A 25000-nucleotide genomic window follows, 5' to 3' on the forward strand; every position below is an offset into this window, starting at 1 on the left:
TGATCCCACGGGGTAGGGCAGGCCCTACCGCCAGGACGCCCCCCAGTGGTCGTGATCACCGCCCCGGGAAACGGAAGCCTGGAGGCATGGACACCAACCCCGTACGGCTCCGGGCCGTCCGCAAGGCCTACGGCGACGTCACCGCCCTCGACGGCGTCGACCTCGACCTCCGCGCCGGCTCCTTCACCGCGGTCATGGGGCCGTCCGGTTCCGGCAAGTCGACGCTGCTCCAGTGCGCCGCCGGGCTCGACCGGCCCACGTCCGGGAGCGTCGAGATCGACGGGATCGCGCTGGGCGGGCTCAGCGAGCGGAGGCTCACGCTGCTGCGGCGGGAGCGGATCGGATTCGTCTTCCAGGCGTTCAATCTGGTCCCCTCGCTGAGTGCCGCGCAGAACGTGGCCCTGCCACTGCGGCTGGCGGGCAGGCGGCCGGCGCGTACGGAGATACGGGAGGCGCTCGCCCGGGTGGGGCTCGAAGGGCGGGCGCGGCACCGGCCCGGGGAGCTGTCCGGCGGGCAGCAACAGCGGGTGGCGATCGCGCGGGCGCTGATCACGCGGCCCGCCGTGCTCTTCGGCGACGAGCCGACCGGGGCGCTGGACACCGGGACCAGCCGTGAAGTGCTGGTCATGCTGCGGGAGTTGGTCGACCGGAAAGGGCAGACCATTGTGATGGTCACCCATGATCCGGTGGCGGCGGCGTACGCGGACCGGGTTGTATTCCTGGTCGACGGGCGGGTCGGCGGCGAGCTGGCCGCGCCGAGTGCCGAGCGGGTAGCCGCCCAGCTGGCGCGGCTGGATGGTCTCGATGGACTCGATGGACTCGATGGTCTGGAGGCCGTGCCGTGCTGACCGTCGCGTTCGCCGCGCTGCGCGCCCGCTGGGCCACCTTTGTCGCGAGCTTCGTCGCGCTCGCGCTCGGCGTCGGGCTGATCGCCGCGATGGGGCTCGGCCTCGCCTCGACCTTCGACGCCCCGAAGCTCGCGCCCGAGCGGTTCGCGTCCTCGCCGGTTGTGGTGATGGGGACGGACACCCTCGCCGTCGAGTCCAGGCGCCGCCTGCCCCTGCCCCATCCACACCCTGTGGATATCGAACTCGTGCACCGGCTTCGCGCTCTCGGCCCGGTGGTGCAGCGGGGCGGTCGGGACGCGGTCGGCGTCGACGCCCCGGCCGCGGCCGTACGCAAGGTCGTCGGCGACCGCGCCCAGGTGCTCACCGGCGACGAACGCCGCCGTGCCGACCCGGACCCCGAGCGCGACGCCGAGGCCCTCGTCGCCGTGAACTCCCTGCTCGGCACGGCCGGTGGCGTGTCCGCCTTCGTCTCCGTCTTCGTCGTCGCGTCGACGTTCGCCTTCGCGGTGGCGCTGCGCAGAAGGGAGTTCGGACTGCTGCGCACGGCGGGCGCGACCCCCGGCCAGATCCGCAGGCTGCTCCTGACCGAGGCCCTCGTCATCGGCACGCTCGCCTCGGCGGCGGGCTGCGCGCTCGGTGCGTGGGGTGCGCCGAGACTCGCCCGGCTGCTGGTCGACGGGGAGGTGGCGCCGGAGTGGTTCACGATCCGCGAGGCCGCCTGGCCGTTCCATGCCGCCTTCTGGACCGGGCTGTTGTTCGCGCTCGCCGGAGTGTGGGCGGCATCGCGCCGGGCGGGCCGCATCGGCCCCATCGAGGCGTTGCGCGAGGCGGACGTGGACACGGGCGCGATGCCGCTCGGGCGGCGTCTGGCCGGGCTCGCGCTGTTCGCAGCCGGTGCCGGGCTGCTGGTCTTGACGCTCGCCACGGACCCCTCCGGCCTGCTGAAACGCAAGACGTACACGACACAGCCGATGGTCCTGATCACCGCCGTCGCCCTCCTCGCGCCGCTGCTCGTACGCCGTACGGCCGGGCTGCTGCCCCTGCCGGGGGTCACCGGGATGCTCGTACGGGAGAACACGGCGGCGGCCGTACGCCGGACCGCTGCCGTCGCCGCGCCGGTCCTGGTCACGGTCGCGCTGGCCGGTTCGCTGCTCGGCTCCGCCGCGACGGTGACGGAGGCGAAGGCGGCCGAGGCACGTACCCAGACCGCCGCCCAACTCGTCGTCAACGGCGATGAGTTGAAGCCTGTGGAGCCGGGCGAGCTCCCCGGGGCGACACTCTCCGCCTCCGCGTCCACCGCCGTTTTCGTACGGGAGGAAGGCACCGCCCTCATCCGATCCGACGCCCGGGCCGTCACCGACCCGGCCGCCTTCGCGAGCCTCGCCCGGCTGCCGGTCGTCGCGGGTGATCTGCGCGACCTCGACGACCGTTCGATCGTCGTCAACGAGGAGTGGGAGAAGCACACGGTGGGCGAGACGGTGGACGTCTGGCTCGGCGACGGCCGCCCGGCCTCGCTGCGTATCGCCGCCGTACTCGCCATCGGAACCGGAAGTAACGGCGCGTTCATCACCGCAGCCAACGCGCCCGTGGCGAAGGCCGACCGTATCGACGTACAGCTCGCGGAAGGAGCGGACTTGGATGCCTCCACTGACGCGCTACGGGGCACCACCGGCGGCACGGTCAGGACGACGGACGCGTGGGCGGCGGCCACCCATCCCCGCACCAGCCCGCAGACCCGCCTGGGCCTGCTGGTCGTCCTCGGCATCGCCCTCGTCTACACGGCGATCGCGCTGGCGGGGACCCTGCTCATGGCCACATCGGCACGGGCGGGAGAGCTGACCTCGCTACGGCTGGCGGGCGCGAGCCGCGCCCAGATCCTGCGGGTCGTCGCGGGCGAGACCCTGCTCGCGGTCGGAATCGGCGCGGGTCTTGGACTGGCCGTGACCGCCGTCAATCTCACGGGACTCGGCTCCGCGCTGGCCGCCCTGTCCGCGCCCGTCGCGGTGTCGGTCCCATGGGGGACGGTCGGCGCGGCGGCGGGAGCCTGCGCGGTGATCGCCATCGCGGCCGCACTGCTCCCGGCCTGGCGGGCGACCCGCGCCCGAACTCAGGCCGTCGTACGGCGCCGGCGGTACTCGAGCGTCACCGCAACCAGCAGCGGAGGCCAGGCGAGCAGCGGGACATAGCAGACCACCAGCACCGCGTCCTGGAGCGCATTGCCGTCCAGTCCGTCGCCAAGACCGGCGAACTGGGCGTAGAACGACCAGGCGCAGAGCCCGGTCAGACCGGCCGCACCCAGCAGCGCCGGGACCACCGCGGCGCCCGGCCGCACCCTCCGCCCGCCGATCAGCGGAATCCAGTGGGGCACCAGCTCGCCCCACGGGCGGACGAGCCCGAGGGTCAGCAGCGCGAGGCACTCCGAGACCACGCTGAGCATGACGATGTACAGCCCCTCTCCCCAGTTCGGGACGGCCTGGGGGAGCAACGGCAACCCCGCGACCAGGGCGATCCGCCACAGCCCGGACGGCAGGGTGACCAGTGGTACGCCGTGGGCCGCGAGCACGGCCCAGCGCGGCACATTCGGCAGAGCGCTCATCTTCAGCATGCGTTCATGCTCGGGCCGGGGGTGCGCCGGCGACATCGGCGTACGGGAGCATCCCGCTCCGCCGCGCGGCGGAGCGGGACGTACGACCGGGCGGCGGTCCGCGGCGAGACGCAGGAACTAGTGCTGGATTCCGCTTTGGTTGGGTATATGTGCTGGTGGCGGGGCGGTTCGGGTGCTCGGGGGCGGGTGCTGGTTGATGGTGTTACGAGCACGACAAAGCCGTGACGAGGGCGAGCAGGCGGTCATCCATCGACTCTCGCGAGCCCGCAAGGCCCCCCGGGATGTGGTGATGCGGGCCCGCATGATCGAACTGAGCTGGGCGGGGCAGCGGGTGCCGGCGATCGCGGATGAGCTGAGCTGCAGTCAGAAGACGGTGCGCAGGTGGCTGCACCGCTTCAACCGCGCCGGTCTGGAGGGCCTGGAAGATCTCGGTGGGCAGGGCCGCAAGCGGCGGATCACCGAGGCCGAGCGGTCGAGGATCATCGCCCTGGTCAAGCAGGTGCCGCCCGGGAGGCTGGAGATGCAGCCATACGGGGACCTGTGGGCCGCGGACGAGGGCGGCGCGTCGGAGTGGACGTTGGACTCCCTGGCCGCCGAGGCCCAGCGGCTGGGGATCGAGGTCGGCCGCTCCCAAGTGCGCAGAATCCTGCTGGCCGAGGGGGTGCGCTGGCGCCGCACCCGCTCCTGGACCCGCTCGAAGGACCCGGACTTCGCGGGAAAAGGACGCGGATCATCGGCCTCTACACCCACCCGCCGGACGGTGCGACGGTCGTGTGCGCCGACGAACTCGGGCCGGTGATCCCGCGCGCCTTCCCACCTGCACCGGGCTGGTCGCCGGACGGGCATCGCATCAAGAACGAGATCGACTACAGCCGCGGGCCGGAGAAGACCTGGGTATACGGCGGCCTGCGCGTGAGGGACGGCCAGGAGATCACCATGGCCGCATCCTCCCGCAACAGCGCCTTCTACCAGCAGTTCCTGCAACAGGTCGAGGACGCCAACCCGACCGGGGAGATCTGGATCGTCACCGACAACCTGTCCTCCCACAACAGCCTGTCCACCCGGACCTGGCTGGAGGATCATCCTCGGATCCGGCACGCGTTCATCCCGGTCGGCGCGTGCTGGCTGAACCTGCAGGAGGGCTGGTGGCGGATCTTCCGCAAGGCAGCCCTGGCCGGCCGGTCCTTCGCCAACCCGGACGACATCACCCAAGCCACGGCCGTGGCCACCGCCCAGCTCAACGCCCGTGCCAGACCATGGATCTGGGGCCGAGCAGCCCCGCCAACCCGCCAACTACGACGCCGATATGTGTACTGCCTTTGAGGAATCCAGCACTAGTAGGACTCCGTTAGGTCTGTCTCGCGGTCCTGTTCGGCCGACGCCGGCTACGGGCAGAACGCCGACTTCCGCGACGGCCTGAGCGAGCGGGGCATCGGATATGTCGTGGCGGTCCGTTCGGACGTGACCGTCCACCCGCACGACGCGCAGCCCACCGCCCCGGCGTGGTCCGGAAACGGCCGCAAGCCGCAGCCCCGCTACCGCGACAAGCCGTCCTCGGTCGCCGCGCTCGCGGCCGGCCCTGGGCGGCAGGCCTTCACCGAGGTGACCTGGCGGGAAGGCTCCCGCGGACCGATGCGCTCGCACTTTTTGGCGCTGCGGGTGCGGCCGGCCGGGGTCCGAGCCCGCCGCCTGACCCAGGCCGCCGCCACCGCCCGGGAGGGTTTCTGGGACGGCGTCCTGCCCGACGTGACGCTGCTGATCGAGTGGCCCGAAGGCGCCGAAGCACCCACCGACTACTGGCTGTCCAACCTGCCCGCCAGCACCCCGCTGGCTGAACTGGTCCGCCTGGCCAAGATCCGCTGGCGCATCGAGCACGACTACCGGGAACTCAAGCACGGCCTCGGCCTGGACCACTTCGAGGGACGTTCCTGGGCCGGGTGGCATCACCACGTCACCCTGGTCACCGCAGCCCACGCGTTCCTCACCGAACAGCGCCTGGCCCCAAAAGCCGATACAGCGGACACACCCTCTACCAGATCCTCGACGCCATCCAGGACCTGCTGAACTGCTGGACCGGCACCTGCACCACCTGCCACCGCCCCCTGCCCAGAACGTCCACCACCAGCCAGAACCCAAGAGCCAGAGCAACCTAACGGAGTCCCTAGTGCCGTATCAGCAAACGTTTGCGCTGTTGTGATGTGACGTACCGTTCGGATGCTGGTCCTGCCAGCGGGGTGCCGCCAGGCTGTGCGCGTGGCAGAACGGGTACGCGTCCGAGAGATTGATGACGATGAGGCGCAGCGGCTGCTGCGGATCGTCCGCAGGGGTACTGGGTCGGTGGTGACATGGCGGCGCGCGCAGATGGTGTTGCTGTCCGCGCAGGGCATGCCGGTGGCGAAGACCGCGGGGGTGACGTTCACCAGCGCGGACCGGCTCCGGGATTTGATCCACAACTTCAACGTGGACGGCTTCGATTCGCTCTACCCGAAGTACAAGGGCGGCCGTCCGAGGACCTTCACGCTGTCCGAGCGCCGGGAGATCAAGAAGATGGCCAAGTCCAAGCCGATCGAGCACGGCTTGCCGTTCTCGACCTGGAGCCTGGCCAAACTGGCCGACTTCCTGGTCGCCGAGGGGGTGGTCGACGACATCAGCCACGAGGGCCTTCGGATCCTGCTCCGCGAGGAGGGCGTCTCCTTTCAACGCATAAAGACATGGAAGACCTCGCGCGACCCCGACTACGCCGCCAAGAAGGCCAGGGTCGAGCACCTCTACGCGATCGCCGACAGAGAGGTCATACCCGACGACGGCGAGCCCGAAGTCGTCTTCTGCCTGGACGAGTTCGGGCCGCTCAACCTCCAGCCCCACCCGGGGCGGCAGTGGGCTGATCGCGGAGGGCAGCACAAGGACCCCGGCCGGGAGCCGAGGCCCCGCCGACGGGCGACCTACACCCGCCCGCACGGGGTCCGGCACCTGTTCGCCGCCTACGACCTGGGCAAGGACAGGCTCTACGGCCATATCAAGCCGAGAAAGCACCGCACGAGGTTCCTGGAGTTCTGCCGCTACCTGCGCAGCCTCTACCCGCCTCAGGTCCGGATCGCGGTCGTGCTCGACAACTTCTCCCCGCACCTGGCCACGAAGAAGGACAGCCGGGTCGGCGACTGGGCCGCGGCGCACAACGTCGAGCTCGCCTACACGCCGACTCACAGCTCCTGGCTGAACCGCATCGAGGCCCAGTTCACCGCCCTGCGCTACTTCGCGCTGGACGGCACCGACCACACCAGCCACAAGGAGCAGGGCAGCATGATCCGCCGCTACATCATCTGGCGGAACAAGCACGCTGCCGACGAACGCCTCCGCGCGGTCGTCACCCGCGCGAACGTGGCCTGAGCCAGCGCAGCACCCGGTGGTTCACACCCGCGGCAGACAGGCTCCCGGGACTGCGGCTCCCAGATGACCAGGCGGTACTCCGCCGCGAGTCCTTCCTGTTGCGGCACTGGCTGACCTGACGCTGTTCGATCGCGTGAAAAGGCTCCCCGTCGGCGGCATCCGCGCCGCTGGGAGGGGCACAGCACTGCCCCGAGGCGGCTGATCACCTAGGCGGACACATATGTGAGTGCCGGATACACCTCCGGGTCGCCCTCGACACCGGCCTCACGGAGGATCGGAATGAGGATCTCGGCGAAGCGGTTGAGGGCCTCCTCGGACTCCCAGACGTCGACGACGCGGAAGGTGCTCTCGCCCTGTCCCGCGATGTGTGCGAGCAAACCTTCTACGGGCCAGTCGGCTGGAGATTCCATCCGGTTCTTGCCCCCCGTCAACTTGCGGTTGGTCTCCTCGTACTGCTCCTGTGTGAACTCGGGGGAGATGAGGACGATCGGCATTTGGGTCCTTCCAGATCGCGGAGACGCGGCATGGGGCTGCCACGTCTGGGCCGGAATCAGGCGACGGCGACGTCCGCCTGTTCACATAGCGATCCTGGGCCGCGTCGCATCATCGCGCATGACTTGCTGCTCCACACGAGACGGAGTCACGCCCGTCGAGAGGGCGAACGTTGCCTGATGCGGCACTAGTAGGGCTTTGTTAGGTGGGTCTTGTCGCGTTGGGTGTCTGGTAGTTCGCTGTTGGTATGAGGGTCGGGGAACTCGCTTCGTGTCGTGTCCGGTTGGAGGAGTTCGGTGGGGAGGTGTTCGCGCCGCTGGTGCGGCGGGATCAGCGTGAGAAGGGTGCCCTGTATCTGCGGGGGCTGCTGCTGGACGGCCGGCGTAAGTCGATGCAGCCGATGGCCGGGCGCCTGGGGGTGGACCACCAGCAGCTTCAGCAGTTCATCACGTCCTCCACCTGGGCCTTTGACGCGGTGCGGGCCCGGTTGGCGTGGCGGGCCGTGCGGGTGGTCCGTCCTCAGGCGTGGGTGGTGGACGACACCGGGTTCCCGAAGGACGGCATCTCGTCGCCCGGGGTGGCCCGGCAGTACTCGGGCACCCTGGGCAAGGTCGGTAACTGCCAGATCGGCGTCAGCGTCCACGCCGCTTCCGACACCGCCTCGTGTCCGCTGTCCTGGCGTTTGTTCCTTCCCGAGAGCTGGGACACGCCAGAAGCGGCCAGCCGTCGGGAACGCTGTCGCATCCCTGATGACGAGCATCACCGCCCGAAGTGGCAGCTGGCGCTGGAGATGCTCGACGACCTGGCCGGCACCGGGCTGAAGCCGGCGGTGCTGGTCGCGGACACCGGATACGGCGCCAACGCCGACTTCCGCCGCGGCCTGGAAGACCGCGGCCTGGCCTACGTCCTGCAGGCCAAGGCCGAAATGACCGCCCACAGTGAGGATGCCGAACCCCACCAGCCTGCCTATGGCGGCCTGGGGCCCAGGCCCCTTCCGCGTTACCGCACCCGCCCGGTGTCCTTACGGGATCACGTGCTGGCCGCCGGACGACGCCAGGGACGAACCCTGACCTGGCGCAGGGGCTCCAAAGCCGCGATGAGCTCGCACTTCGTTCTTGTGAGGATCCGTCTCGCGGGGCGGCGGCCCAAGCCCGCCACCGACGGCACGATCCCGCTGACCTGGCTCATCGCCCAGTGGCCCGAAGGCGAGGACGAGCCGGTCAAGTACTGGATCTCGAACCTGCCCGCAGACATCCCCGCCCGCGACCTTGTCCGCATCGCGAAACTGCGGTGGCGCATCGAGCACGACTACCGCGAGCTGAAGACCACCCTCGGCCTCGACCACTTCGAGGGCCGCTCGTTCACCGGCTGGCACCGGCACGTCACCCTCGTCACCGCCGCCCACCTGTTCCTGACCGAACAGCGGACCTGCCCAAAAGCCCCTGCCAGGGCCTGACCCTCTACCAGGCCCTGGATCTCCTCCAACACCTCCTGGCCACCTGGACCGGCACCTGCCCCACCTGCCGACAACCCACCCCCTGGCAGCCCTACGACACCACCTAACAAAGCCCTACTAGGTCCTGTCCGGTCGATCAGGCCGGATCAGGGAGCGGGTCTGGCGATGGGGGTACCTCCCGTGCCCGAAGGGCTACGGGGGAGAGGTGCCGTGCCAGGGCACGCGAGCCCGGCCCTGGTCGGCCGGACAGGGCCTAGCTGTCCCCGCCCTCGTCGATCAGCCGCCGCACCTCGCGGTCGATCAGCCCCAGCCGCGCCTCCGCCACCAGCGGCACCGCCCGCCGCTGCCGCCGCGCCTCGTGGAGGTCGATGTCCACGGTCACGAGCCCGGGCTCCCACTTGGGCGCCTGGGCCACCACCGACCCGCGCGGGTCGACCACCCGTGAACCGCCCCAGAACGAGGCGCCGTTCTCGCTCCCCACTCGATTCACGAAGACGACCCAGCACTGGAGCATCCGCGCCGTATAGGTGAGCAGGCTGTCCCAGTACAGGCCCGTGTCCATCGCCTCCGGATCGAGGCTGGCCGCGCTGTTCGCCGGCACGATCACGACCTCCGCCCCGTCCTGCACGGCGAGCCACGGCAGCACCGGCTGCCAGGCGTCGTTGCAGATGAGCGTGGCCGCGCGACCGGCACCGCCCGGCAGGTCGTACGCGCGCACCAACTGGCCGGGGCTGACGTGCTTGCGCTCCTCCCACGCCAGATAGTTGGGCAGATACAACTTCCGGTGCGTGTGCAGGAGTTCACCGCCGCTGTAGTACGCGCAGGTGTTGTACGCCCGCAGAGAGGTGTGCTCGTGGAACCCGGCCATCACGTCCGCGCCGTACGTCCCCAGCTTGAGCAGCCGCGGATCGCGTGCCTGCACCGAGGTGTCCCGCCGCAGCGCGCCCAGGTGATAGCCGTGCAGGCTCAGCTCGGGGAAGACGACGAGGTCCGCGCCCTGGGCGGCGGCCTGCTCGATCTGCTCCCGGGCCGTTTCGAGATTCGCGTCCACTTCGCCCAGTACACAGTCGGTCTGTGCCAGTGCCATTCGCATACAACGAGCCTGACAGCGGTGGCGCGATCGGGCACCTCCGGCGGGCTCGCCGGACACCCCCTAAGCGCCGTGGACGCTCTTCTTCGCCAGTTCGTACGCCGGGAGCATCCCCTCGTGCTCCTCGGTGTCCAGTCCACCGAGATGCACGACGACCACGCCCTTGGGGGTCGTGAAGGCGAGCGCCCGCTCCTTCTTGGGCGCGTCCAGGAACTCGTTGGTGTTGAGGTAGGTCACCTCGGTGGCCGCGTACTCGCCCGCCTTGATCTGGGCGTACGCGACCTTGTCCCGGCTCTTGGCCTCCTCGGCGACGAACGCCTCCAGTGCCTTGCGCGGATCGTCACCGGCGCGGCCCCCGGTCCAGACGCGCAGGAAGCCGATGTTCCCGGCGGGCTTGGCGTCGATCTCGCAGATGAGGGTGACGGGGCCCTGCTTCAGCAGCCCGAACTGTTTGTCCTCCTTGACGGCCTTCGGCTTCCAGCCGGCCGCCAGGTCGAACGAGACGGGCAGGGCGCACGGCGAACCGGCACCACCGACCGTGCCGCCCTTCGCGGCGGCCTTGGCCGCGTCCCCCTTGCCGGCCCCCTGCGCCTCCCCCTTCGCAGCGCCCTTCGCGCTTGCCCCGGGCTGAGGCCGGTCCGAGTCCCTCTCCGACGAACAGCCGGTCAGCACCACCGTCGCGAGCGCCACCGGGACCAGCCCCGCACTCACACCGCGCAGAAGACCTCGCACCACGATTCCCCCACCCCTGGGTCAGTTCCGAACAAACCTGACCGATCCTAGATCGTCGTCAGGGAGTGACCACCAGCTTCCCCCGTACATGGCCCGTCTCGCTCAGTGCCTGCGCCTTCGCCGCCTCCTCCAGCGGGAAGACCTCCACGACCGGGATCCGGAGCCTGCCGTTCGCCGCCAGCCGTGCATGCTCGGCGAGGGCGGTCTCCGGCGCCTCGGTGCCGCCCCCCGAGAACGTCACTCCGTGCGCGGCCGCCTCCGGATCCGCGATCGTGATGATCCGGTCGGTCGTGCCGCCGCGCAGCTCGATCGAGCCCGGCAGCGCGCCCTTGCCCGCCGCGTCGAAAACAGCGTCCACACCCTGGGGAGCGGCCGCGCGGACCCGCGCGACCAGCCCGTCGCCGTACGCCACCGGAGTCGCGCCCAATTCCCGCAGATAGTCGTGACCGGAAGGAGAGGCCGTGCCGATGACCGTCACGCCCGCCGCCACCGCGAGCTGGGTGGCTGCCGCGCCGACCGCGCCCGCGGCCCCGTGCAGCAGCAGGGTCTCGCCCGCCTGCACCCCGAGCAGGTCGAGCACCCGCTGGGCGGTCTCGGTCGCGACGGGCAGGGCAGCGGCCGCCGCCCGGTCGAGCTCGGCCGGCTTGGGGGCGAACGACTCGGCCAGGGCGTACTGCGCGTACGCCCCGGTGACGGTCCACCCCAGGACCTCGTCGCCGACGGCCGCGCCGGTCACGCCCTCGCCGACCTCGTCGACGATCCCCGAGAACTCCAGGCCCGGAGTCGCGGGCAGCGACGTCGGGAAGACCTCCTGCATCCAGCCGTAACGGATCTTGTAGTCGGCCGGGTTGACACCCGCTGCCTTGATCCTGACCCGCACCTGACCGGGGCCCGCGTGGGGCTCCTCGGCCTCGATGAGGCGCAGCACCTCGGGTCCGCCGAATTCCTCGAAGACGATCGCTTCCATGCTTGGCTCCTTCCGCCGGGTTCAACACTCGATCCCCGGCGGGCCAGACCCGGCCCGCCTTTCGGATGGTTCGACCTGGCCGAAGGGACAGCCGCCCGCGCCGCCCGCGGTCGTACGCTGGCCGTCATGGAACTCACCGGATCCACGCCCGCCGCGCCCGTACTGGCCGCCGCCTACGAGGTGATCCGGCAGCCGCTGGGCGAAATCCTGCCCCGGTTGTCCGCGACCCTGCACGGGCTCGTCCCGCATCTGGCCGCGGCCGAGCTCTCCACACACTGCGCGCACTCACCGTTCAAGACGCACGGCGACAGCGGTTCACCGGCCGGACGGATCACCGTCGCCGAACTGCATCCGCTGGTCGCGAGGGTGCCCGCGGGACAGCCCTGGCAGGGCACGGCGCAGCTCGGCGGGGCCAAGTACCCGGTGCTCGCGGTGGCCAGCGACGCGACCGCGCGAGGGGCCCTGCTCGTGCTCGTACGGAGTGAGGACAGCGTCGTCGCCGCGCCCGACACCGCCGTCGTACAGGCCATGTGGGACCTGGTGACCAGCCACTTCGACCGGCTCGCCACCGAAGCGGTGCCGGGCGCGCTGGCCCAGTCGCGGGCCTCGGCCGGCGAACGGGCCAGGGTGATCGCCGAGCTGACCGAGACTCATGCGACCGCGCTGTCCGGGCTGCTCGGAGTGTTGCGCAGCCGGGGCCTCGACGACAGCGCCGCCCGCGCCGCCGCCGTCGAACTCGCTGTCACCGCGCTGGTGGAGCTGCGGACCGAACGGGAACGGGACCAGGCGGTCGCTGAGGAGCCCGCCGGGCAGGCCTTCGCCCGGCTCGCGGACTCGCTGCGGCCGATGCTGCGCTACAGCCCGGTCCGTCTCGAGCTGGGTGCGCCGGACACCGCCCGGCCGCTGGCCGCCGATGTGGCGCACGCGGCGCGCGCGGTCGCACGGGCCCTACTGCTGACCGTCCTCGAACAGGACCGGCTCAGCCGGATCCATGTCGGCTGGCATCTGACCGAGACCGAGCTGCGCGTGAAGGTACGGGACGACGGCCCCGGCGAGCTCACCTCCTGCGCGCTCGGCGCGCACCGGGTCGGGGAGCGGCTCGACGCGCTTGGCGGGCGGCTGGACGTGGACGCGGTGCCGGGCTGGGGCACGACGATCACGGCGACGTTCCCGCTGGGGACGCCCCAGCCCATGCCCACCGATCCGCTCGGCTCGCTGGGGGCGCGGGAGCTGGAGGTGCTGACACATCTGGCCCGCGGGCACCGCAACCGCGTGATCGCGCAGGAGCTGCACATCAGCGAGTCGACCGTGAAGTTCCATGTCGCGAACATCCTGACCAAGCTGGGGGTCGCGTCGCGGGGCGAGGCGTCGGCACTGTTCCACGCCGTGGCATAGGAGGTCCCGGCGGTTGTCAGTGGCGGCTGCCACACTCGAACCCATGGGCGAACGATGGGCTCTGGCGGCTGCGGAGGGCGACGGGGCGCGGCTCGTCCCCCTCGGCCCCGACGGCCTGCCCACCGGGCCCGTCCAGCTGGAGCCCGATCTGGTCGAGGCCGTCCGGTCCCGGCCGGAGGTCGGCCGGTGGGTCTGGCGCTCCACCGCCGAGATCTACCCCCGTCTGCTGGCGGCCGGGGTGCGTGTCGAGCGGTGCTACGACATCGAGGACGCGGAACTGCTGCTGCTCGGCCACGAGGGCCGGCTCGGCGAGCCCCGGTCGGCGGCCGCCGCCTTGGCCCGGCTGCGGAACGGCCCCGTACCACCCGATCCGCCGCAGCGCGCGGCCGAACCGGGCTCGCAGTCCTCGCTGTTCGAGCCGCAGCCCGTGGCCGTACCGCTCGAGGCGCTGCTTGAGGTCTACGCCCACCAGCAGCGAAGACACGAGGCGGCCGAGCACCCCGGGCGGATGCGGCTGCTGACGGCCGCCGAGTCGGCGGGGATGCTGGTGGCCGCGGAGATGAACCGGGCGGGGCTGCCGTGGCGGGCGGACGTCCACCGGGACGTGCTGCACGAGCTGCTGGGTGAGCGGTACGCGGGCGGAGGCGAGCCGCGCCGTCTGGCGGAACTGGCGGACGAGGTGTCGGCGGCGTTCGGGCGCCGCGTGCGCCCCGATCTGCCCGCGGACGTGGTGAAGGCCTTCACGCAGGCCGGGATCAAGGTGAGGTCGACGCGCCGCTGGGAGCTGGAGGAGCTCGACCATCCAGCGGTGAAGCCGCTGATCCAGTACAAGAAGCTGTACCGCATCTGGACGGCGCACGGCTGGAGCTGGCTCCAGGACTGGGTGCGGGACGGGCGGTTCCGCCCCGAGTATCTGCCCGGCGGCACGGTCTCCGGCCGCTGGACGACGAATGGCGGCGGGGCACTTCAGATCCCGAAGGTGATCCGGCGCGCGGTGGTCGCGGACGAGGGCTGGCGGCTCGTGGTCGCGGACGCCGACCAGATGGAGCCCCGGGTGCTCGCCGCGATCTCCCGCGACCGCGGCCTGATGGAGGTCGCGGGCCACGACGGCGACCTGTACTCCGCGCTGTCCGACCGGGCCTTCTCCGGCGACCGCGACCACGCGAAAATCGCGCTGCTGGGCGCGATCTACGGCCAGACGTCGGGCGACGGCCTGAAGAACCTGGCCATGCTGCGACGCAGATTCCCGCTGGCCGTGGCGTACGTGGACGACGCGGCCCGCGCGGGCGAGGAAGGCCGGCTCGTACGCACCTGGCTGGGCCGCACCAGCCCGAGGGCGGTCGGGTCGGGCGACGACGAGGAGGCGGGAATCCCCCAGGAGAGCGAGGAACTCCCGTCCTCGGACACCGAATTCACCCCCGGCTACGCATCGACGAACGCACGGGCGCGGGGCCGTTTCACCCGTAACTTCGTGGTCCAGGGCAGCGCGGCGGACTGGGCGCTGCTGATGCTGGCGGCGCTGCGGCAGGCCACCGCGGGGATGCGCGCGGAGCTGGTCTTCTTCCAGCACGACGAGGTGATCGTGCACTGCCCGGCCGAGGAGGCTCAGGACGTGGCGAAGGCGATCCGCGCGGCCGGGGAGCTGGCCGGGCGGATCGCTTTCGGTGAGACGCCGGTGCGGTTTCCGTTCACGACGGCGGTGGTTCAGTGCTACGCCGACGCGAAGTGACGTACACCGGCATGCATGCCGATGCCTACTTGAGCTTGTCCCACTCCGGACTGGTTGCGATGGTCCTCAGCTGCTCCATGGTGAGCGGCGGGGTGGCGCGGGTCGCATCGCCGAACGCGGTGCCCGCGTTGTACGTGGTGACGACGACCCGGAAACCACCGGGCCGAACGGCGGTGACGGACCGGAGCACCGCGCCCTTGCCGGTCCACGCGGTCGGGCCCTGCCGCTCGTCGATCCGTACCTGATCGCCGTCGTTGGTTCCGCGATGGTCGACATTGACTTCGACGTGCGTCTCGCCCTTGCCGTCATTGACGCCGAGGCTGACGAAGTCCGTGAGGCTGGTGCCGCCCGCGGGGCCGAACGGCTTCAGGCTCGACGGGAGCAGCGGCTTGAGGGTGTCCACGAGCTCGTAGCCGGTCGGGCCCTCGTCATGGACGCCGCCCCCACGCCGGGGGAAGGAGTCCAGTGTGGTGCGCCACTCCTTCGCCGTCACAAGATCGGTCAGCTGCTTCTGCGTCAGCGGCGGGTTGGGGCGCGTGGGCTTGGCCCCCTTCTGGGCGGGTGCGTTCCATTCCGTGACGGTGAGCATCGAACCGTCCGGCTTGATGAGGCGGGCCGACCAGAATTTGGTGTCCTTGTCGCGGTACGGAGGCTCGTGCTCTTGAGTGAGCAGCAGGTTGGAGCCATCCTCGAACTTCTTTGTCGTACAGGTCCCGTTGGGGCCGTAGCGCCCTACGCCGTCGGCACCGACCGGACACCCCGCCGTGCTGGAGATGCTGCCCAGGGGCGAGTCGTCCCTGCCCAACGTGATCGAGATCGCGGCCGCGCCCTTGCCGTCGTCGAAGACGAGAGACGCACCCGAGTAGAACCCGAAGTTCCTGCCCGGCTTGTCCGCGCGTTCCTGGCTGACCTTCCCTTCCGGGAGAAGCCTTTTGAGGATGGAGACCGTCTGCTCGGCATCGGACTTGCGCGCGGCGACGTTCGCACCGTCCCGGCCGTCGTCGAACATGCCTCCGTAGACCACGCCCGCGCTCATGACGCCGAGCAGCGCCACGCTCGCGGTGACGGTGGCCGCACGCCTGCGCCACAGGGTGCGCCGGCCACGGGTCAGTCCGGCTTCCGCCAGCCCTTGGAGGTTTGTGTCGAACGTGTCGCCAGTACGGCGAAGGGCTTCGCCGAGTTCGTCTTCGAAAGGCATGGAGAACCACCAGTTCCCGAAAGGTGAGTGAGCAGTGAAGGTGAGGTCAGCGGGCGATGAGCTCGGCGATGCTGCCGCCGAGCTGTTCGCGGAGTTTGGCCAGAGCGCGCGATGACCTGGTACGTACCGAAGCCGAGCTGGAGCGCATCACCTCGGCGGTCTCCTCGATGCTGCGGTCTTCCCAGTACCGCAGCACCACCACCGCCCGGTCCTTGGCAGCCAGTTGCCCCAGCGCCTGGAGCAGTGCGAGCCGCAGCGCCGGGTCGAGGTCCTGCGCCGCCGCGACTGTGTCGGGGAGTTCGCCGGTGGGGCGCTCAGTGGCGGAGCGCCGCCTCCGATGGGTGAGGAAGGTGCGTACGAGGACGGTCTGGGCATAGCCGGCCGGGTTGCCGATCTTCTCGATCCGCCCCCACCGGACGTACATACGACTCAGCGTCTCCTGCACGAGATCCTCGGCGAGATGGGTGTCGCCGCTCGTGAGCAGGCATGCGGAGCGGAAGAGATGGCGTGTGCGGCCGGCTGCGAATTCCATGAACTCATCCGCGCTGGACTGTTTCATGCCCTCCCCGTTCATCCCCGTTGGTCAGCTGGCTCAGCGGGGCTGCTTGCCCCTTCACCTCATTGACGCGGTGGGACGGAAGGAATGTTTCACAGGGAATTTCTCACCCGGGCAGGGGCCGGCCCAGCAGCTCCCGCAACTCCCCCATGAGCGCCGCGTGCTTGCCGTCGAGTGCCTCCAGCGCGCTCAACGCCGACTCCCACAGCTCGCGCGCCTCGTCCTCGCCGCCCTCGGCGTGCACGAGCAGTCCGCGCTGGTGGCGGGCGAGAGCCTGCATCTGGGTGTCGGCGCGGGACCCCGCGCGCTCCAGCAGCAGCGTGCATTCGCGGTGGGCTTCCTCGGCCCGGCCCAGTTCGCGCAGGGCGCGGACCCGGCCGATGCGGGCCTGGGACTGGGTGTGCCAGTCTCCGTCGTCGCCGACCAGGGCGAGGCTCTCGTCGAAGTGCCGGGCCGCTGCGGCCGGTTCGCCGAGGGTGAGATGGGCGTAGCCGATGTTGCAGTGGGCGGTGAGCCGCAGGATCTCGCTGTTCAGCTGTACACCCGCGGCCAGGCTGCGTTCGTGGCACGCGATCGCGGCGCGGGCGTCGGTGTGCTCGAGGAGATTGCCCAGGTGGCTGAGGATGATGGCCTCGCCGTGCGCGTCGCCGAGCCGACGGGCGCACGCGAGGGCGGACTCCAGCGCCTCGGCCGCCTCCTCGTACCGGCCGAGTCCCTCCAGCAGCATCCCGCGGTTGCCGAGGCCGCGCTGGATGCGGCGATCGTCGCCGAGGGTGCGCCAGATCGTGACGGCCGACTCGTTGAGGGCGAGGGCTCGTTCGGCCCTGCCGCTGAGGAAGTTCATGCCCGCGAGGTCGGAGAGGGCGTGCGCCTCGGCCGCGGTGTCGCCCAGCTTGCGTGCCGCATCCAGGGCCAACTCGCCCATCACTGCCAGCTCCTGGAGCCTGCCGCGCCGCTGGAGATACGTGAAGCCCGCCCGTACGAGCAGCAGCGCCGTCGCCGACTCCGACGCGTACCGCTCGATCAGCGCGAGAAGATTGGGCAGTTCCAGATCGCCCCAGGCCAGGGCCTGTTCGGCGGATTCGAAAGGCATGGCCTCGCCGATCGGGCCGGGCAGCCGCAGTCCCGCCTCCTGACCGGGCGGGAGCAGCGCGATACCGATCTGGCGTGTGGCCTCGGCGTACCAGACGAGGACGCGCTCGGCGGCCTGCTGCCGGTCGTCGTCCCGCTCGGCGAGTTCCCGGGCGAAGTCCCGTACGAGGTCGTGCGGCACGAACCGTCCGTACGAGACCTCCTCCAGCAGCGCCACATCGACGAGCCGGTCGAGGGCGGCCGCGGCGCGCCGCTCGTCGGTGTCCATCAGCCGGGCGACGGCGGGCGCTCCGTACTCGGGCAGGTCGACCGCGCCGAGCCGGCGCAGCGCGAGAGCGGCGTCCGGGTCGAGGCCGTCGTGCGCGACGGCGAGCGAACCGCGCACGCTCAGGTCGTCGTAGTCGAGTTGGTCGAGCCGGCCGGCCTGAGCGTCGAGCAACCCGGCGAGTACGTCGGCGGTGAGCGCGCGGCGGGCGGCGAGGCGGGCGGCGACGACGCGCAGCGCGAGGGGCAGCCGGCCGCACCGTTCGACGAGCCGCTCCAGGCCCTCTTCGAAGCCGCGCCCCGAGACGGCCCGCAGCAGCATCCCGCTGTCCGCGGCGGACAGCGGCGCAAGCGGGAAGCGGGCCGCGCCGTCGAGCGCGGTCAGCGGGGAGCGGCTGGTGACGACGACCGCGCAGCCGGGCCCGGCGGGCAGCAACGGCCGCACCTGGGCGGCGGACGCGGCGTCGTCGAGTACGAGGAGGGTCCGGGTCGGCGCGAGGGTGGACCGCAGCAGGGCCGCGGCCGCGTCCACCTCGCCGGGCACCCGCCGCGGGTCGACGCCGAGATCGCGCAGCAGGGCGCAGAGGGCGTGGCCGGGGTCGAGCGGGGTCACGCCGGGGGTGGCGCCGCGCAGATTGACGTACAGCTGCCCGTCGGGGAAGTCGTCCCGCAGCGCGTGGGCGACTCGCACGGCGAGGGCGGACTTGCCGACTCCGGCCATCCCGGAGACGACGACGGGGCGGCTGACACCGTCGCCGCCGTCGAGGGCGAGGGCGGCGCGCAGCTCGGCGAGCAGGTCCTCTCGGCCGATGAAATGGGCGGGTGCGGGCGGCAGTTGGGCGGGCGGGGGCGGCCGCGACTCGGCTGAAGCTGCGGCTGCGGCCGGCCCTGCGGCTGCGGCTCCGGCCGGCCCCGCGGCTGCGGCTGTCGGCGCACGGAGCACCTCCTGGTAGGCCTCCTGCACCGTCGGCCCGGGGTCGACGCCCAGTTCCTCGACGAGCGTGCGGCGCAGCGACTGGTAGGCGGCGAGTGCCTCCGCCTGCCTGCCCGTACGGTGCAGGACCAGCATCAGCTGCCGGTGGAATGCCTCCCGCAGCGGGAACTCCGCGACGAGCGCCGCGAGTTCGGGCCCGACCCGGTCATGACGGCCCAGCTGCAGCTCCGCGTCGTACCGCCACTCCAGCATCAGCAGCCGCGATTCCCGCAGCCGTTGTACGAGCGCGGGCGTGCCCTCGTCGGGGTCGTACAGCCCGGCCAGCGGGCTGCCGCGCCACAGCGCGAGCCCGAGTCGGGCGGCCTCGGCAACGGCGGCCCAGTCGCCCCGCGCGTACGCGGCACGGGCGGTGCGCACCTGCTCCTCGAACACCTCGGTGTCCAGCTCGCCCGGCTCGACCCGCAGCAGATACCCGGGCGGGGCGGCACGCAGCCGGTCGTCCTCGGCGAGCAGCCGGCGCAGCCGGGTCACGTGATTGTGCAGGGAGGCATGGGCGGATGCGGGCGGCGCGTCGCCCCAGAGGGCGGCCTTGAGTTCGTCCACGGGGACGACGCGATTCGGCCGCAGCAGCAGCGCGGTAAGCAGGGCGCGGGCTTTGGCGCTGTTCAGGGGGCGCGGCTCGCCAGAGGCGTCGTGCACGGCAGGAGGGCCGAGCAGCCCGAACCGCATCCGCATCCTCCCGACCAGTCTCAGCCAATCCCGCGCCATGAGCGTTGGCCATATGTTAGCGATCTGTTGGCGACGACTGTTTGGATCGATGCATCGGATCCGGCCGGCCGGTGCTCGGCGTGGAAGCCACACTCGGGGGAGTGTCGCCGCGCGGCCGGATCCGCAGTTCCTTCCACCGGGCCTGTCCCGGTGCTCCTGGGGACGCAGCAGAGGTGTCTCCGCCCGGACGACGCGGTCGAACCCCGTCCGGGCGGATGGCCGTTGGTGTGATCCGTGTGTCAGGCGACGATCCAGTGCCCACCGCTCATCAGCTCGCGGCCCTCGATCTCGTTGGCCTCGCGCCAGGCCTGAATCCGCTGCGGATGAATCCGGAAGTAGAGGTAGGGGCTGGTCAGTTCACGCGGATCGAACCCCGTCTTGACCGCGAATGCGTCGCCGACCTCGTCCTTCAACTCGGCGGCTTCCAGTGCGAGCACGGTTCCCTCGACAAGTACGAGATCGCGAGTCGGGCCGATGCCGAGGCGGACCTTTCCGGTGGCCTGCAGATTGCGGCTGGTAGGGCTGGAGGACTGCGTGGCCACCAGCAGCGTGACGCCGTCCCACAGGAAGGACAGCGGCACCAGATACGGCGTCCCGCTCTCCGGGTCGGCCGTCGCCACCCAGGCGTCGACGTCCTGCTCGAGCCGAATCAGTGCGTCCTGCTTGCGTTGTTCCGGGGTCCGGGCGGGTGGGGTCATCCGAAGCGGCCTCCTTGGCGTCGACGTCGTCGCGGACGGGCGGCGCGGTCACCGCATGCTGCCCTGGCGACCGCGCCGCCCGTGCGTCTGAGGTGACTCGTACCCTCAAGCAGGCTGAATGAGGCCGATGACGTTGCCGTCCGCGTGCTTCACCGTGGCGGTCAGCTTGCCGCCGCCGACGTCCTTGACGCCTTCCACCTCCTCCGCCCCGGCGTCGAGAAGCGCCTTCACGCTGCTCTTGATGTCGTCCACGTTCCAGTAGGCGACGGGTCCGGTCATGCCCCTGCTGTGGCCGTGGGGATCGAGACCGACATCCTGGCCCGCGACCCGGAAGCCGACGTAGTACGGCTCGTCCATGGTGGGCTCGACGCCCAGCAGCTTGGTGAACAGGGCTTTCGCGCTCGCAAGGTCTTTCACGGGGTAGATGATCGTCTTGATGCCTTCGGTCATGGCGCACTCCTCAGGTGGTGGTCATGCTGCTCGTCACGTGGACGGTGTTCGGTCCGTCAGAGGTATGACACGCCGCGACGGAGGAGTGTGACCGAGGGCGGGGGTCCGGTGGTCCAGATCCCCAAACCTGCCAGGACCGCGTCGGCCTCATGCGTCCTTGTGCTGCTTGAGCTTGCGCCAGACCGCGTCCAGAGCCCTGAGGTCCGCCTCGTCGAGGACGTCGGTGAAGACCGGCGCCAGGCACGCACGCCGCGTGGCGTCGGCCTCCTCGAAACGGCGCCGCCCCTCAGCGGTGAGCTCGACCTCGACCGCGCGCGCGTCGCGCGTGGAGGGCGACGCCCTCGTTCCACATCAGCTTGACGATGCTGGGCCTGACCTCCGTCGTGATCACTCCCATCGCCTTCCGGACGAAGCGGTCGTCCTCAAGCTGCCGCAGCATGCCGGCGGCGAGATCGGCGCGAGCCGTGAACAGGCCGTCGGCGCTGTTCTCGGCGAGTTCGTAGTCCGTCACCGTGGGGTTGTCGAACAGCCCGCACGGCCGGGCGATCGTCCAGTCCAGATCGCTTGCCCTGACCACCGATTCCATCCGGCGCATGTCCTCGTGCAGAGTCCGGCCCGCGACCCTGTTGAAGTACGGGTCCATCACCCGGTTGAAGAAGAACTCCCCGGTGGGGTGCCACGCGGGATCGGCGACGCTGGAGCTGACCACCACCAGCCGCCGCACGGCGTTGTGCTGCATGGCGGCGACGATGTTGGTCGCCCCTTGCGAGTACGTCGTGATCGGCTTGCGGCTGAACGGAACCCCGAGGGCGGACAGCACTGCCTCGCTGCCGGCGACCGCCTTGTCGACCGCTTCGGCGTCGGTGACGTCGGCGCTGACTACGGTCAACCCCCCTTGCGGCGGGAGCAGTTCCGGGCGGCGGGTCACCGCGGAGACCTCGTGCCCCGCGGCCAGGGCCTGCTCGATCACCTGACGGCCGGTCGGGCCACCCGCGCCGAAGACGACGATACGCATTGCGTTCTCCTTCACCCCGCCCCGGGAGGTCCGGGCTTGGATGCCTTGACACTGACGATCGACGCCGCAAGATTTCAACCTTGATGAATAAAACTCGCGGTCGGCCCCGCGGTAATCCGGCCACGAAAGCCCACATCGTCGAGGCCGCCCGCGGCCTGTTCCTGGAACGTGGCTACCGGGGCACGACCGTGCGCGCGGTCGCGGCCGCGGCCGGGGTCGACTCGGCCCTGATCAGCTACCACTTCGGGAGCAAGCAGGGCCTGTTCGGCGAGTCGGTGACGCTGCCGTGCGGCGAATCACTCGCCCTGTCCACAGCCCTGACCGGCGAACGAGCCGGCCTGCCTGAGCGGCTGCTGATCGCGGTCACCGACGCGTGGGACCACAGCGAACCGCTGCAGATACCCCACCGGATGGCGCTGCAGGACGAGAACGTGATGGACGTGTTCCGCGAGTACCTCGAACGCGAGTTGCTCGGCGGGATTGCTGAATTTCTGGGCGGCCCGGACGCGACCGCGCGCGCCACCGCCGCCGTCGGCGTGATCGCCGGTCTGATCTTCATCAGATACCTGAACCCACTGCCCCCAGCCGCGGGGCTGACCGCCACCGATGTCCACCGCGTCTTCGGCCCGCCACTGCGCGCCGCGCTCTTCGGCCGCACCCGGCACACCCCGGCGGCCCGCCGCTAGCGACCAAGGGGACTCGCAAGATCACTGGGGTGCCCCATCGCGGCCGCGATGTGATGCGCACCACTCGCGGCCGCTGGTGGGACCACTTGCGTCCTGGTGCGGCAGGATCTAGCCTCACGAGGCCCGTACCTACCAGTCGGTATGCAAGCCTAGGAGCTGCAGAGATGAGCCGCACCAACCATCAATTGCGCCTGGCCGCACGCCCCGTGGGGCAGCCCCGGTCCACCGACTGGGAGTACGTCGAGGAGCCGGTCGCCGAGCCGGGAGACGGCGAGCTGCTGGTACAGGTGCTCTACCTGTCGATCGACCCGGCGATGCGTGGCTGGATGAACGCGGGCAAGTCGTACATCCGGCCCGTCGAAATCGGCGAGGTGATGCGCGCCGGAGCGGTAGGCCGGGTCGTCGCCTCCCGGCACCCCGACTTCGCGGTAGGGGACCACGTGTCGGGCACGTTCGGCGTCCAGGAGTACTGCGTGTCGGACGGGCGCGGCGTCACCACGGTCGACCCGGCGCTGGCGCCACTGCCGGTGTATCTCGGCACTCTCGGCATGACAGGCATCACGGCCTACTTCGGCCTGCTCGACATCGGACGTCCCAAGCCCGGCCAGACCATCGTGGTCTCCGGAGCGGCAGGTGCGGTCGGCAGCGTGGTCGGCCAGATCGCCAAGATCCTGGGCTGCCGGGTCATCGGCATCGCCGGAGGTGAGCGAAAGTGCCGTTCGGTGGTGGACGAGTTCGGGTTCGACGCCGCGATCGACTACCAGACCGAGGACGTGCGGAAGGCGCTGCGCCGGCACGCCCCCGACGGTGTGGACGTCTACTTCGACAACGTCGGCGGCGACATCCTGGACGCGGTGCTGACCAGGCTGGCGCGCGGCGCCCGGATCGTCATCTGCGGCGCGGTCTCCCAGTACAACAACACCGAGCCGGTCAAGGGGCCGAGCAACTACATGTCGCTGCTCGTCAACCGCGCGTCCATGACCGGCATGGTGGTCTTCGACTACGCCGACCGGTACGCCGAGGCCACCACGAAGCTGGCCGAGTGGCTGGCGGCGGGCCGGCTGCGGTCGATGGAGGACGTGGTTTCCGGCGGGGTCGCGGCATTCCCCGAGACCCTGCTGCGGCTGTTCCGCGGTGAGAACCTCGGCAAGCTGGTGCTCAAGGTCGCGGACGAGTGAGGCAGATGGCAGCCATGGACCTCAAGGACGCGGGTGTGGTCGTCACGGGGGCCGGGTCGGGCATCGGTGCGGCGCTGGCCCGCCGGTTCGCCGCCGAGGGTGCCCGGCTCGTGGTCAACGATCTGGACGCCGCAGCGGCCGCCCGGGTGGCCGCCGAGGTCGGCGGGCTCGCCGTGCCGGGCGACGCCGGCGCGGAGGAGAGCGTGGCCGCCCTGGTGGCGGCGGCGCGCGCGCATCTCGGCGAGATCGACCTGTTCTGCGCGAACGCCGGCATCGAGCCCGGCGGTGGGGAGCACACCCCTGAGGAGGTGTGGGACCAGGTCTGGCAGGTGAACGTCATGGGTCACGTGCGGGCGGCCCGTCACCTGGTCGGGCCGTGGCTGGAACGGGGACGCGGCCACTTCCTGGCCACGGTCTCCGCAGCAGGCCTGCTCACCCACCTCGAATCGGCGTCCTACTCGGTGTCCAAGCACGGCGCGCTGGCCTTCGCCGAGTGGCTCTCGGCCACCCACGGCGACAAGGGCCTGACGGTCCAGGTCCTGTGCCCGCTGGGCGTTCGCACCGAGATGTACGAGCGAACCGACGCGGCCGCCAAGACAGTGCTCGCCGGAGCGGTCCTCGAACCCGAGCAAGTGGCCGACGAGGTCATGGAGGGGCTCGCGGACGGGCGGTTCCTAATCCTTCCCCACCCTGAAGTACGGGACCACTACGGCTTCCGGGCGACCGACACCGAACGGTGGCTCCGCGGGATGCGGCGCCTCCGCCGACGCATCGACGAGGCCGCCAAGGGCTGAGCTGATCCTTCAGCGCCGCGGTCGCCGCGGTCCGTCCCTCGCGGCCGGCGGGCATCCTGTGCGGCACCTCTGGGGTTGCTCAAGTCCGCTTTGGGCCTCGGGGGCCGGGGGCATCCTTCAGGGGATGCTTCCGACACGGGGGGGGTCGTGAGGACGGTGGAGTACTCCACGTCGTGGCTGTCCTGGATACCTGGGACCACCTCACCTCGCTCAACGAAGTCACCGAGAACGAGGTGAAGTCGGCTGCCGTCAACTACTCGTATTTCACCGGGCTGAGGTCATTCTTCAGGGCCTTACGACGCGAGCGCCGAGTTTTCCGCGACCCAGCCCGGAACGTGCAACTCACACAGCTCCCGTCAGGGTCCCCCGGGCCATCCCGTCGGACCGGCTCAGGGGGCTCCTGGAGCAAGTCCCAGGCACCAAGGACAAGCTCGCCCTCGTCCTGATCTCTGACAGGACGTCTGCGGATCCGCAGACCGCATCGGCTCGACCACGAGGTCTGCCTGGACGAGTTCGCCCTGCAGCTGGTCAAGAACTGGTTGGTCGAGCGCCACCGCCGCTGGCCACTGATCACCAACCCGCATCTGATCGTCAGCCCCATCACAGCCATGCACGTCGATCAGCCCACCGTCGGCATCTCCAACTTTCAAGCGCTTCGCGATCGGA

The 25000-nt window shown here is 70.8% G+C and carries 22 protein-coding genes and 1 pseudogene; 12 read left to right on the forward strand and 11 right to left on the reverse strand.

Annotated features, from left to right (window positions below):
• Positions 1 to 86: 86 nt before the first annotated feature.
• Together QFZ67_RS16970 and QFZ67_RS16975 are read left to right on the forward strand one after the other, a co-directional pair.
• Positions 87 to 848, forward strand: coding sequence for an ABC transporter ATP-binding protein (locus QFZ67_RS16970; protein WP_307661933.1), 762 nt, complete (start codon positions 87 to 89; stop codon positions 846 to 848).
• Positions 842 to 3034, forward strand: a complete 2193-nt coding sequence (locus tag QFZ67_RS16975; protein WP_307661934.1) for an ABC transporter permease — start codon at positions 842 to 844, stop codon at positions 3032 to 3034. The genes QFZ67_RS16970 and QFZ67_RS16975 overlap by 7 nt, the downstream gene beginning before the upstream one ends.
• Here QFZ67_RS16975 and QFZ67_RS16980 read toward each other — a convergent pair.
• On the reverse strand, positions 2956 to 3453 hold the full coding sequence (locus QFZ67_RS16980) for a hypothetical protein (RefSeq protein WP_307661935.1): 498 nt from the start codon (positions 3451 to 3453) through the stop codon (positions 2956 to 2958). The two genes, QFZ67_RS16975 and QFZ67_RS16980, sit on opposite strands and share 79 nt — an antisense overlap.
• A 196-nt stretch (positions 3454 to 3649) precedes the next feature.
• On the opposite strand from QFZ67_RS16980, the gene QFZ67_RS16985 reads away from it, so the two are divergent.
• The 4 genes and pseudogenes from QFZ67_RS16985 (at position 3650) to QFZ67_RS17000 (ending at position 6840) form a co-directional block, all read left to right on the forward strand.
• Complete coding sequence (locus QFZ67_RS16985) at positions 3650 to 4252, forward strand: helix-turn-helix domain-containing protein (protein ID WP_307659079.1); 603 nt, start codon at positions 3650 to 3652, stop codon at positions 4250 to 4252.
• Entirely contained in the window at positions 4225 to 4776 is a 552-nt protein-coding gene (locus QFZ67_RS16990) for a transposase (protein WP_307659080.1), read from the forward strand. Before QFZ67_RS16985 ends, QFZ67_RS16990 begins: the two co-directional genes overlap by 28 nt.
• Before the next feature lie 45 nt (positions 4777 to 4821).
• Positions 4822 to 5517 (forward strand): annotated as a pseudogene (locus tag QFZ67_RS16995) (IS701 family transposase); the annotation flags it as partial.
• 189 nt (positions 5518 to 5706) lie between these two features.
• Positions 5707 to 6840, forward strand: a complete 1134-nt coding sequence (locus QFZ67_RS17000) for an IS630 family transposase (protein ID WP_307661936.1) — start codon at positions 5707 to 5709, stop codon at positions 6838 to 6840.
• Between the two features lie 206 nt (positions 6841 to 7046).
• On the opposite strand, the gene QFZ67_RS17005 is transcribed toward QFZ67_RS17000, so the two are convergent.
• Positions 7047 to 7334, reverse strand: a complete 288-nt coding sequence (locus QFZ67_RS17005; protein ID WP_067010458.1) for a hypothetical protein — start codon at positions 7332 to 7334, stop codon at positions 7047 to 7049.
• A 245-nt stretch (positions 7335 to 7579) separates the two neighbouring features.
• Here QFZ67_RS17005 and QFZ67_RS17010 point away from each other — a divergent pair, with 245 nt between their 5' ends.
• Entirely contained in the window at positions 7580 to 8788 is a 1209-nt protein-coding gene (locus tag QFZ67_RS17010; RefSeq protein ID WP_307659208.1) for an IS701 family transposase, read from the forward strand.
• Between the two features lie 253 nt (positions 8789 to 9041).
• Here the strand turns inward: QFZ67_RS17010 and QFZ67_RS17015 are convergent, their stop codons facing one another.
• From QFZ67_RS17015 to QFZ67_RS17025, 3 genes are read right to left on the reverse strand one after another with little or no spacing between them, the layout of a single operon-like run.
• Positions 9042 to 9881, reverse strand: a complete 840-nt coding sequence (locus tag QFZ67_RS17015) for a nitrilase-related carbon-nitrogen hydrolase (protein ID WP_307661937.1) — start codon at positions 9879 to 9881, stop codon at positions 9042 to 9044.
• Between the two features lie 60 nt (positions 9882 to 9941).
• Complete coding sequence (locus tag QFZ67_RS17020; protein WP_307661938.1) at positions 9942 to 10613, reverse strand: lipoprotein; 672 nt, start codon at positions 10611 to 10613, stop codon at positions 9942 to 9944.
• A 55-nt stretch (positions 10614 to 10668) separates the two neighbouring features.
• Positions 10669 to 11577, reverse strand: coding sequence for an NADP-dependent oxidoreductase (locus tag QFZ67_RS17025; protein WP_307661939.1), 909 nt, complete (start codon positions 11575 to 11577; stop codon positions 10669 to 10671).
• Between the two features lie 126 nt (positions 11578 to 11703).
• Here QFZ67_RS17025 and QFZ67_RS17030 point away from each other — a divergent pair, with 126 nt between their 5' ends.
• Together QFZ67_RS17030 and QFZ67_RS17035 are read left to right on the forward strand one after the other, a co-directional pair.
• Positions 11704 to 12972, forward strand: coding sequence for a helix-turn-helix transcriptional regulator (locus QFZ67_RS17030; protein WP_307661940.1), 1269 nt, complete (start codon positions 11704 to 11706; stop codon positions 12970 to 12972).
• 43 nt (positions 12973 to 13015) lie between these two features.
• Positions 13016 to 14701, forward strand: a complete 1686-nt coding sequence (locus tag QFZ67_RS17035; RefSeq protein ID WP_307661941.1) for a bifunctional 3'-5' exonuclease/DNA polymerase — start codon at positions 13016 to 13018, stop codon at positions 14699 to 14701.
• 25 nt (positions 14702 to 14726) lie between these two features.
• Here QFZ67_RS17035 and QFZ67_RS17040 read toward each other — a convergent pair whose 3' ends face one another.
• From QFZ67_RS17040 to QFZ67_RS17065, 6 genes are all read right to left on the reverse strand, one after another.
• Positions 14727 to 15899, reverse strand: a complete 1173-nt coding sequence (locus QFZ67_RS17040) for a hypothetical protein (RefSeq protein WP_307661942.1) — start codon at positions 15897 to 15899, stop codon at positions 14727 to 14729.
• Positions 15900 to 15945: 46 nt separating this feature from the next.
• Positions 15946 to 16458, reverse strand: a complete 513-nt coding sequence (locus QFZ67_RS17045) for a SigE family RNA polymerase sigma factor (protein ID WP_307661943.1) — start codon at positions 16456 to 16458, stop codon at positions 15946 to 15948.
• Positions 16459 to 16561: 103 nt separating this feature from the next.
• Positions 16562 to 19480 (reverse strand): BTAD domain-containing putative transcriptional regulator, encoded by a 2919-nt coding sequence (locus tag QFZ67_RS17050; RefSeq protein ID WP_307661944.1) that lies wholly within the window; start codon positions 19478 to 19480, stop codon positions 16562 to 16564.
• A gap of 272 nt (positions 19481 to 19752) precedes the next feature.
• Positions 19753 to 20211, reverse strand: coding sequence for a pyridoxamine 5'-phosphate oxidase family protein (locus QFZ67_RS17055; RefSeq protein ID WP_307661945.1), 459 nt, complete (start codon positions 20209 to 20211; stop codon positions 19753 to 19755).
• A gap of 105 nt (positions 20212 to 20316) precedes the next feature.
• Positions 20317 to 20661, reverse strand: a complete 345-nt coding sequence (locus tag QFZ67_RS17060; protein ID WP_307661946.1) for a VOC family protein — start codon at positions 20659 to 20661, stop codon at positions 20317 to 20319.
• A 286-nt stretch (positions 20662 to 20947) separates the two neighbouring features.
• Entirely contained in the window at positions 20948 to 21676 is a 729-nt protein-coding gene (locus tag QFZ67_RS17065; protein WP_307661947.1) for an NAD(P)-dependent oxidoreductase, read from the reverse strand.
• 83 nt (positions 21677 to 21759) lie between these two features.
• On the opposite strand from QFZ67_RS17065, the gene QFZ67_RS17070 reads away from it, so the two are divergent.
• The 3 genes from QFZ67_RS17070 to QFZ67_RS17080 all read left to right on the forward strand — a co-directional run bounded on the left by QFZ67_RS17070 (position 21760) and on the right by QFZ67_RS17080 (position 24334).
• On the forward strand, positions 21760 to 22362 hold the full coding sequence (locus QFZ67_RS17070; protein WP_307661948.1) for a TetR family transcriptional regulator: 603 nt from the start codon (positions 21760 to 21762) through the stop codon (positions 22360 to 22362).
• A gap of 164 nt (positions 22363 to 22526) precedes the next feature.
• The gene (locus QFZ67_RS17075) at positions 22527 to 23540 is read left to right on the forward strand and encodes an NADP-dependent oxidoreductase (protein WP_307661949.1); all 1014 of its coding nucleotides are present in this window, start codon (positions 22527 to 22529) and stop codon (positions 23538 to 23540) included.
• Between the two features lie 5 nt (positions 23541 to 23545).
• Positions 23546 to 24334: an SDR family oxidoreductase gene (locus tag QFZ67_RS17080; RefSeq protein WP_307661950.1), complete on the forward strand. Its 789-nt coding sequence runs from the start codon at positions 23546 to 23548 to the stop codon at positions 24332 to 24334.
• Positions 24335 to 25000 lie beyond the last annotated feature (666 nt).

It is taken from the genome of Streptomyces sp. V1I1, from assembly GCF_030817355.1.
Classification (GTDB): domain Bacteria; phylum Actinomycetota; class Actinomycetes; order Streptomycetales; family Streptomycetaceae; genus Streptomyces.

Coding starts and splice junctions, on each gene's coding strand:
- QFZ67_RS16985 (WP_307659079.1), top strand. CDS start 3,650: ATGGTGTTACGAGCACGACAAAGCCGTGACGAGGGCGAGCAGGCGGTC.
- QFZ67_RS17040 (WP_307661942.1), bottom strand. CDS start 15,899: ATGCCTTTCGAAGACGAACTCGGCGAAGCCCTTCGCCGTACTGGCGAC.
- QFZ67_RS17050 (WP_307661944.1), bottom strand. CDS start 19,480: ATGCGGATGCGGTTCGGGCTGCTCGGCCCTCCTGCCGTGCACGACGCC.
- QFZ67_RS17005 (WP_067010458.1), bottom strand. CDS start 7,334: ATGCCGATCGTCCTCATCTCCCCCGAGTTCACACAGGAGCAGTACGAG.
- QFZ67_RS17015 (WP_307661937.1), bottom strand. CDS start 9,881: ATGCGAATGGCACTGGCACAGACCGACTGTGTACTGGGCGAAGTGGAC.
- QFZ67_RS17045 (WP_307661943.1), bottom strand. CDS start 16,458: ATGAAACAGTCCAGCGCGGATGAGTTCATGGAATTCGCAGCCGGCCGC.
- QFZ67_RS17025 (WP_307661939.1), bottom strand. CDS start 11,577: ATGGAAGCGATCGTCTTCGAGGAATTCGGCGGACCCGAGGTGCTGCGC.
- QFZ67_RS17065 (WP_307661947.1), bottom strand. CDS start 21,676: ATGCGTATCGTCGTCTTCGGCGCGGGTGGCCCGACCGGCCGTCAGGTG.
- QFZ67_RS17010 (WP_307659208.1), top strand. CDS start 7,580: ATGAGGGTCGGGGAACTCGCTTCGTGTCGTGTCCGGTTGGAGGAGTTC.
- QFZ67_RS17030 (WP_307661940.1), top strand. CDS start 11,704: ATGGAACTCACCGGATCCACGCCCGCCGCGCCCGTACTGGCCGCCGCC.
- QFZ67_RS16970 (WP_307661933.1), top strand. CDS start 87: ATGGACACCAACCCCGTACGGCTCCGGGCCGTCCGCAAGGCCTACGGC.
- QFZ67_RS17070 (WP_307661948.1), top strand. CDS start 21,760: ATGAATAAAACTCGCGGTCGGCCCCGCGGTAATCCGGCCACGAAAGCC.
- QFZ67_RS17055 (WP_307661945.1), bottom strand. CDS start 20,211: ATGACCCCACCCGCCCGGACCCCGGAACAACGCAAGCAGGACGCACTG.
- QFZ67_RS17080 (WP_307661950.1), top strand. CDS start 23,546: ATGGCAGCCATGGACCTCAAGGACGCGGGTGTGGTCGTCACGGGGGCC.
- QFZ67_RS17075 (WP_307661949.1), top strand. CDS start 22,527: ATGAGCCGCACCAACCATCAATTGCGCCTGGCCGCACGCCCCGTGGGG.
- QFZ67_RS17035 (WP_307661941.1), top strand. CDS start 13,016: ATGGGCGAACGATGGGCTCTGGCGGCTGCGGAGGGCGACGGGGCGCGG.
- QFZ67_RS16980 (WP_307661935.1), bottom strand. CDS start 3,453: ATGCTGAAGATGAGCGCTCTGCCGAATGTGCCGCGCTGGGCCGTGCTC.
- QFZ67_RS17060 (WP_307661946.1), bottom strand. CDS start 20,661: ATGACCGAAGGCATCAAGACGATCATCTACCCCGTGAAAGACCTTGCG.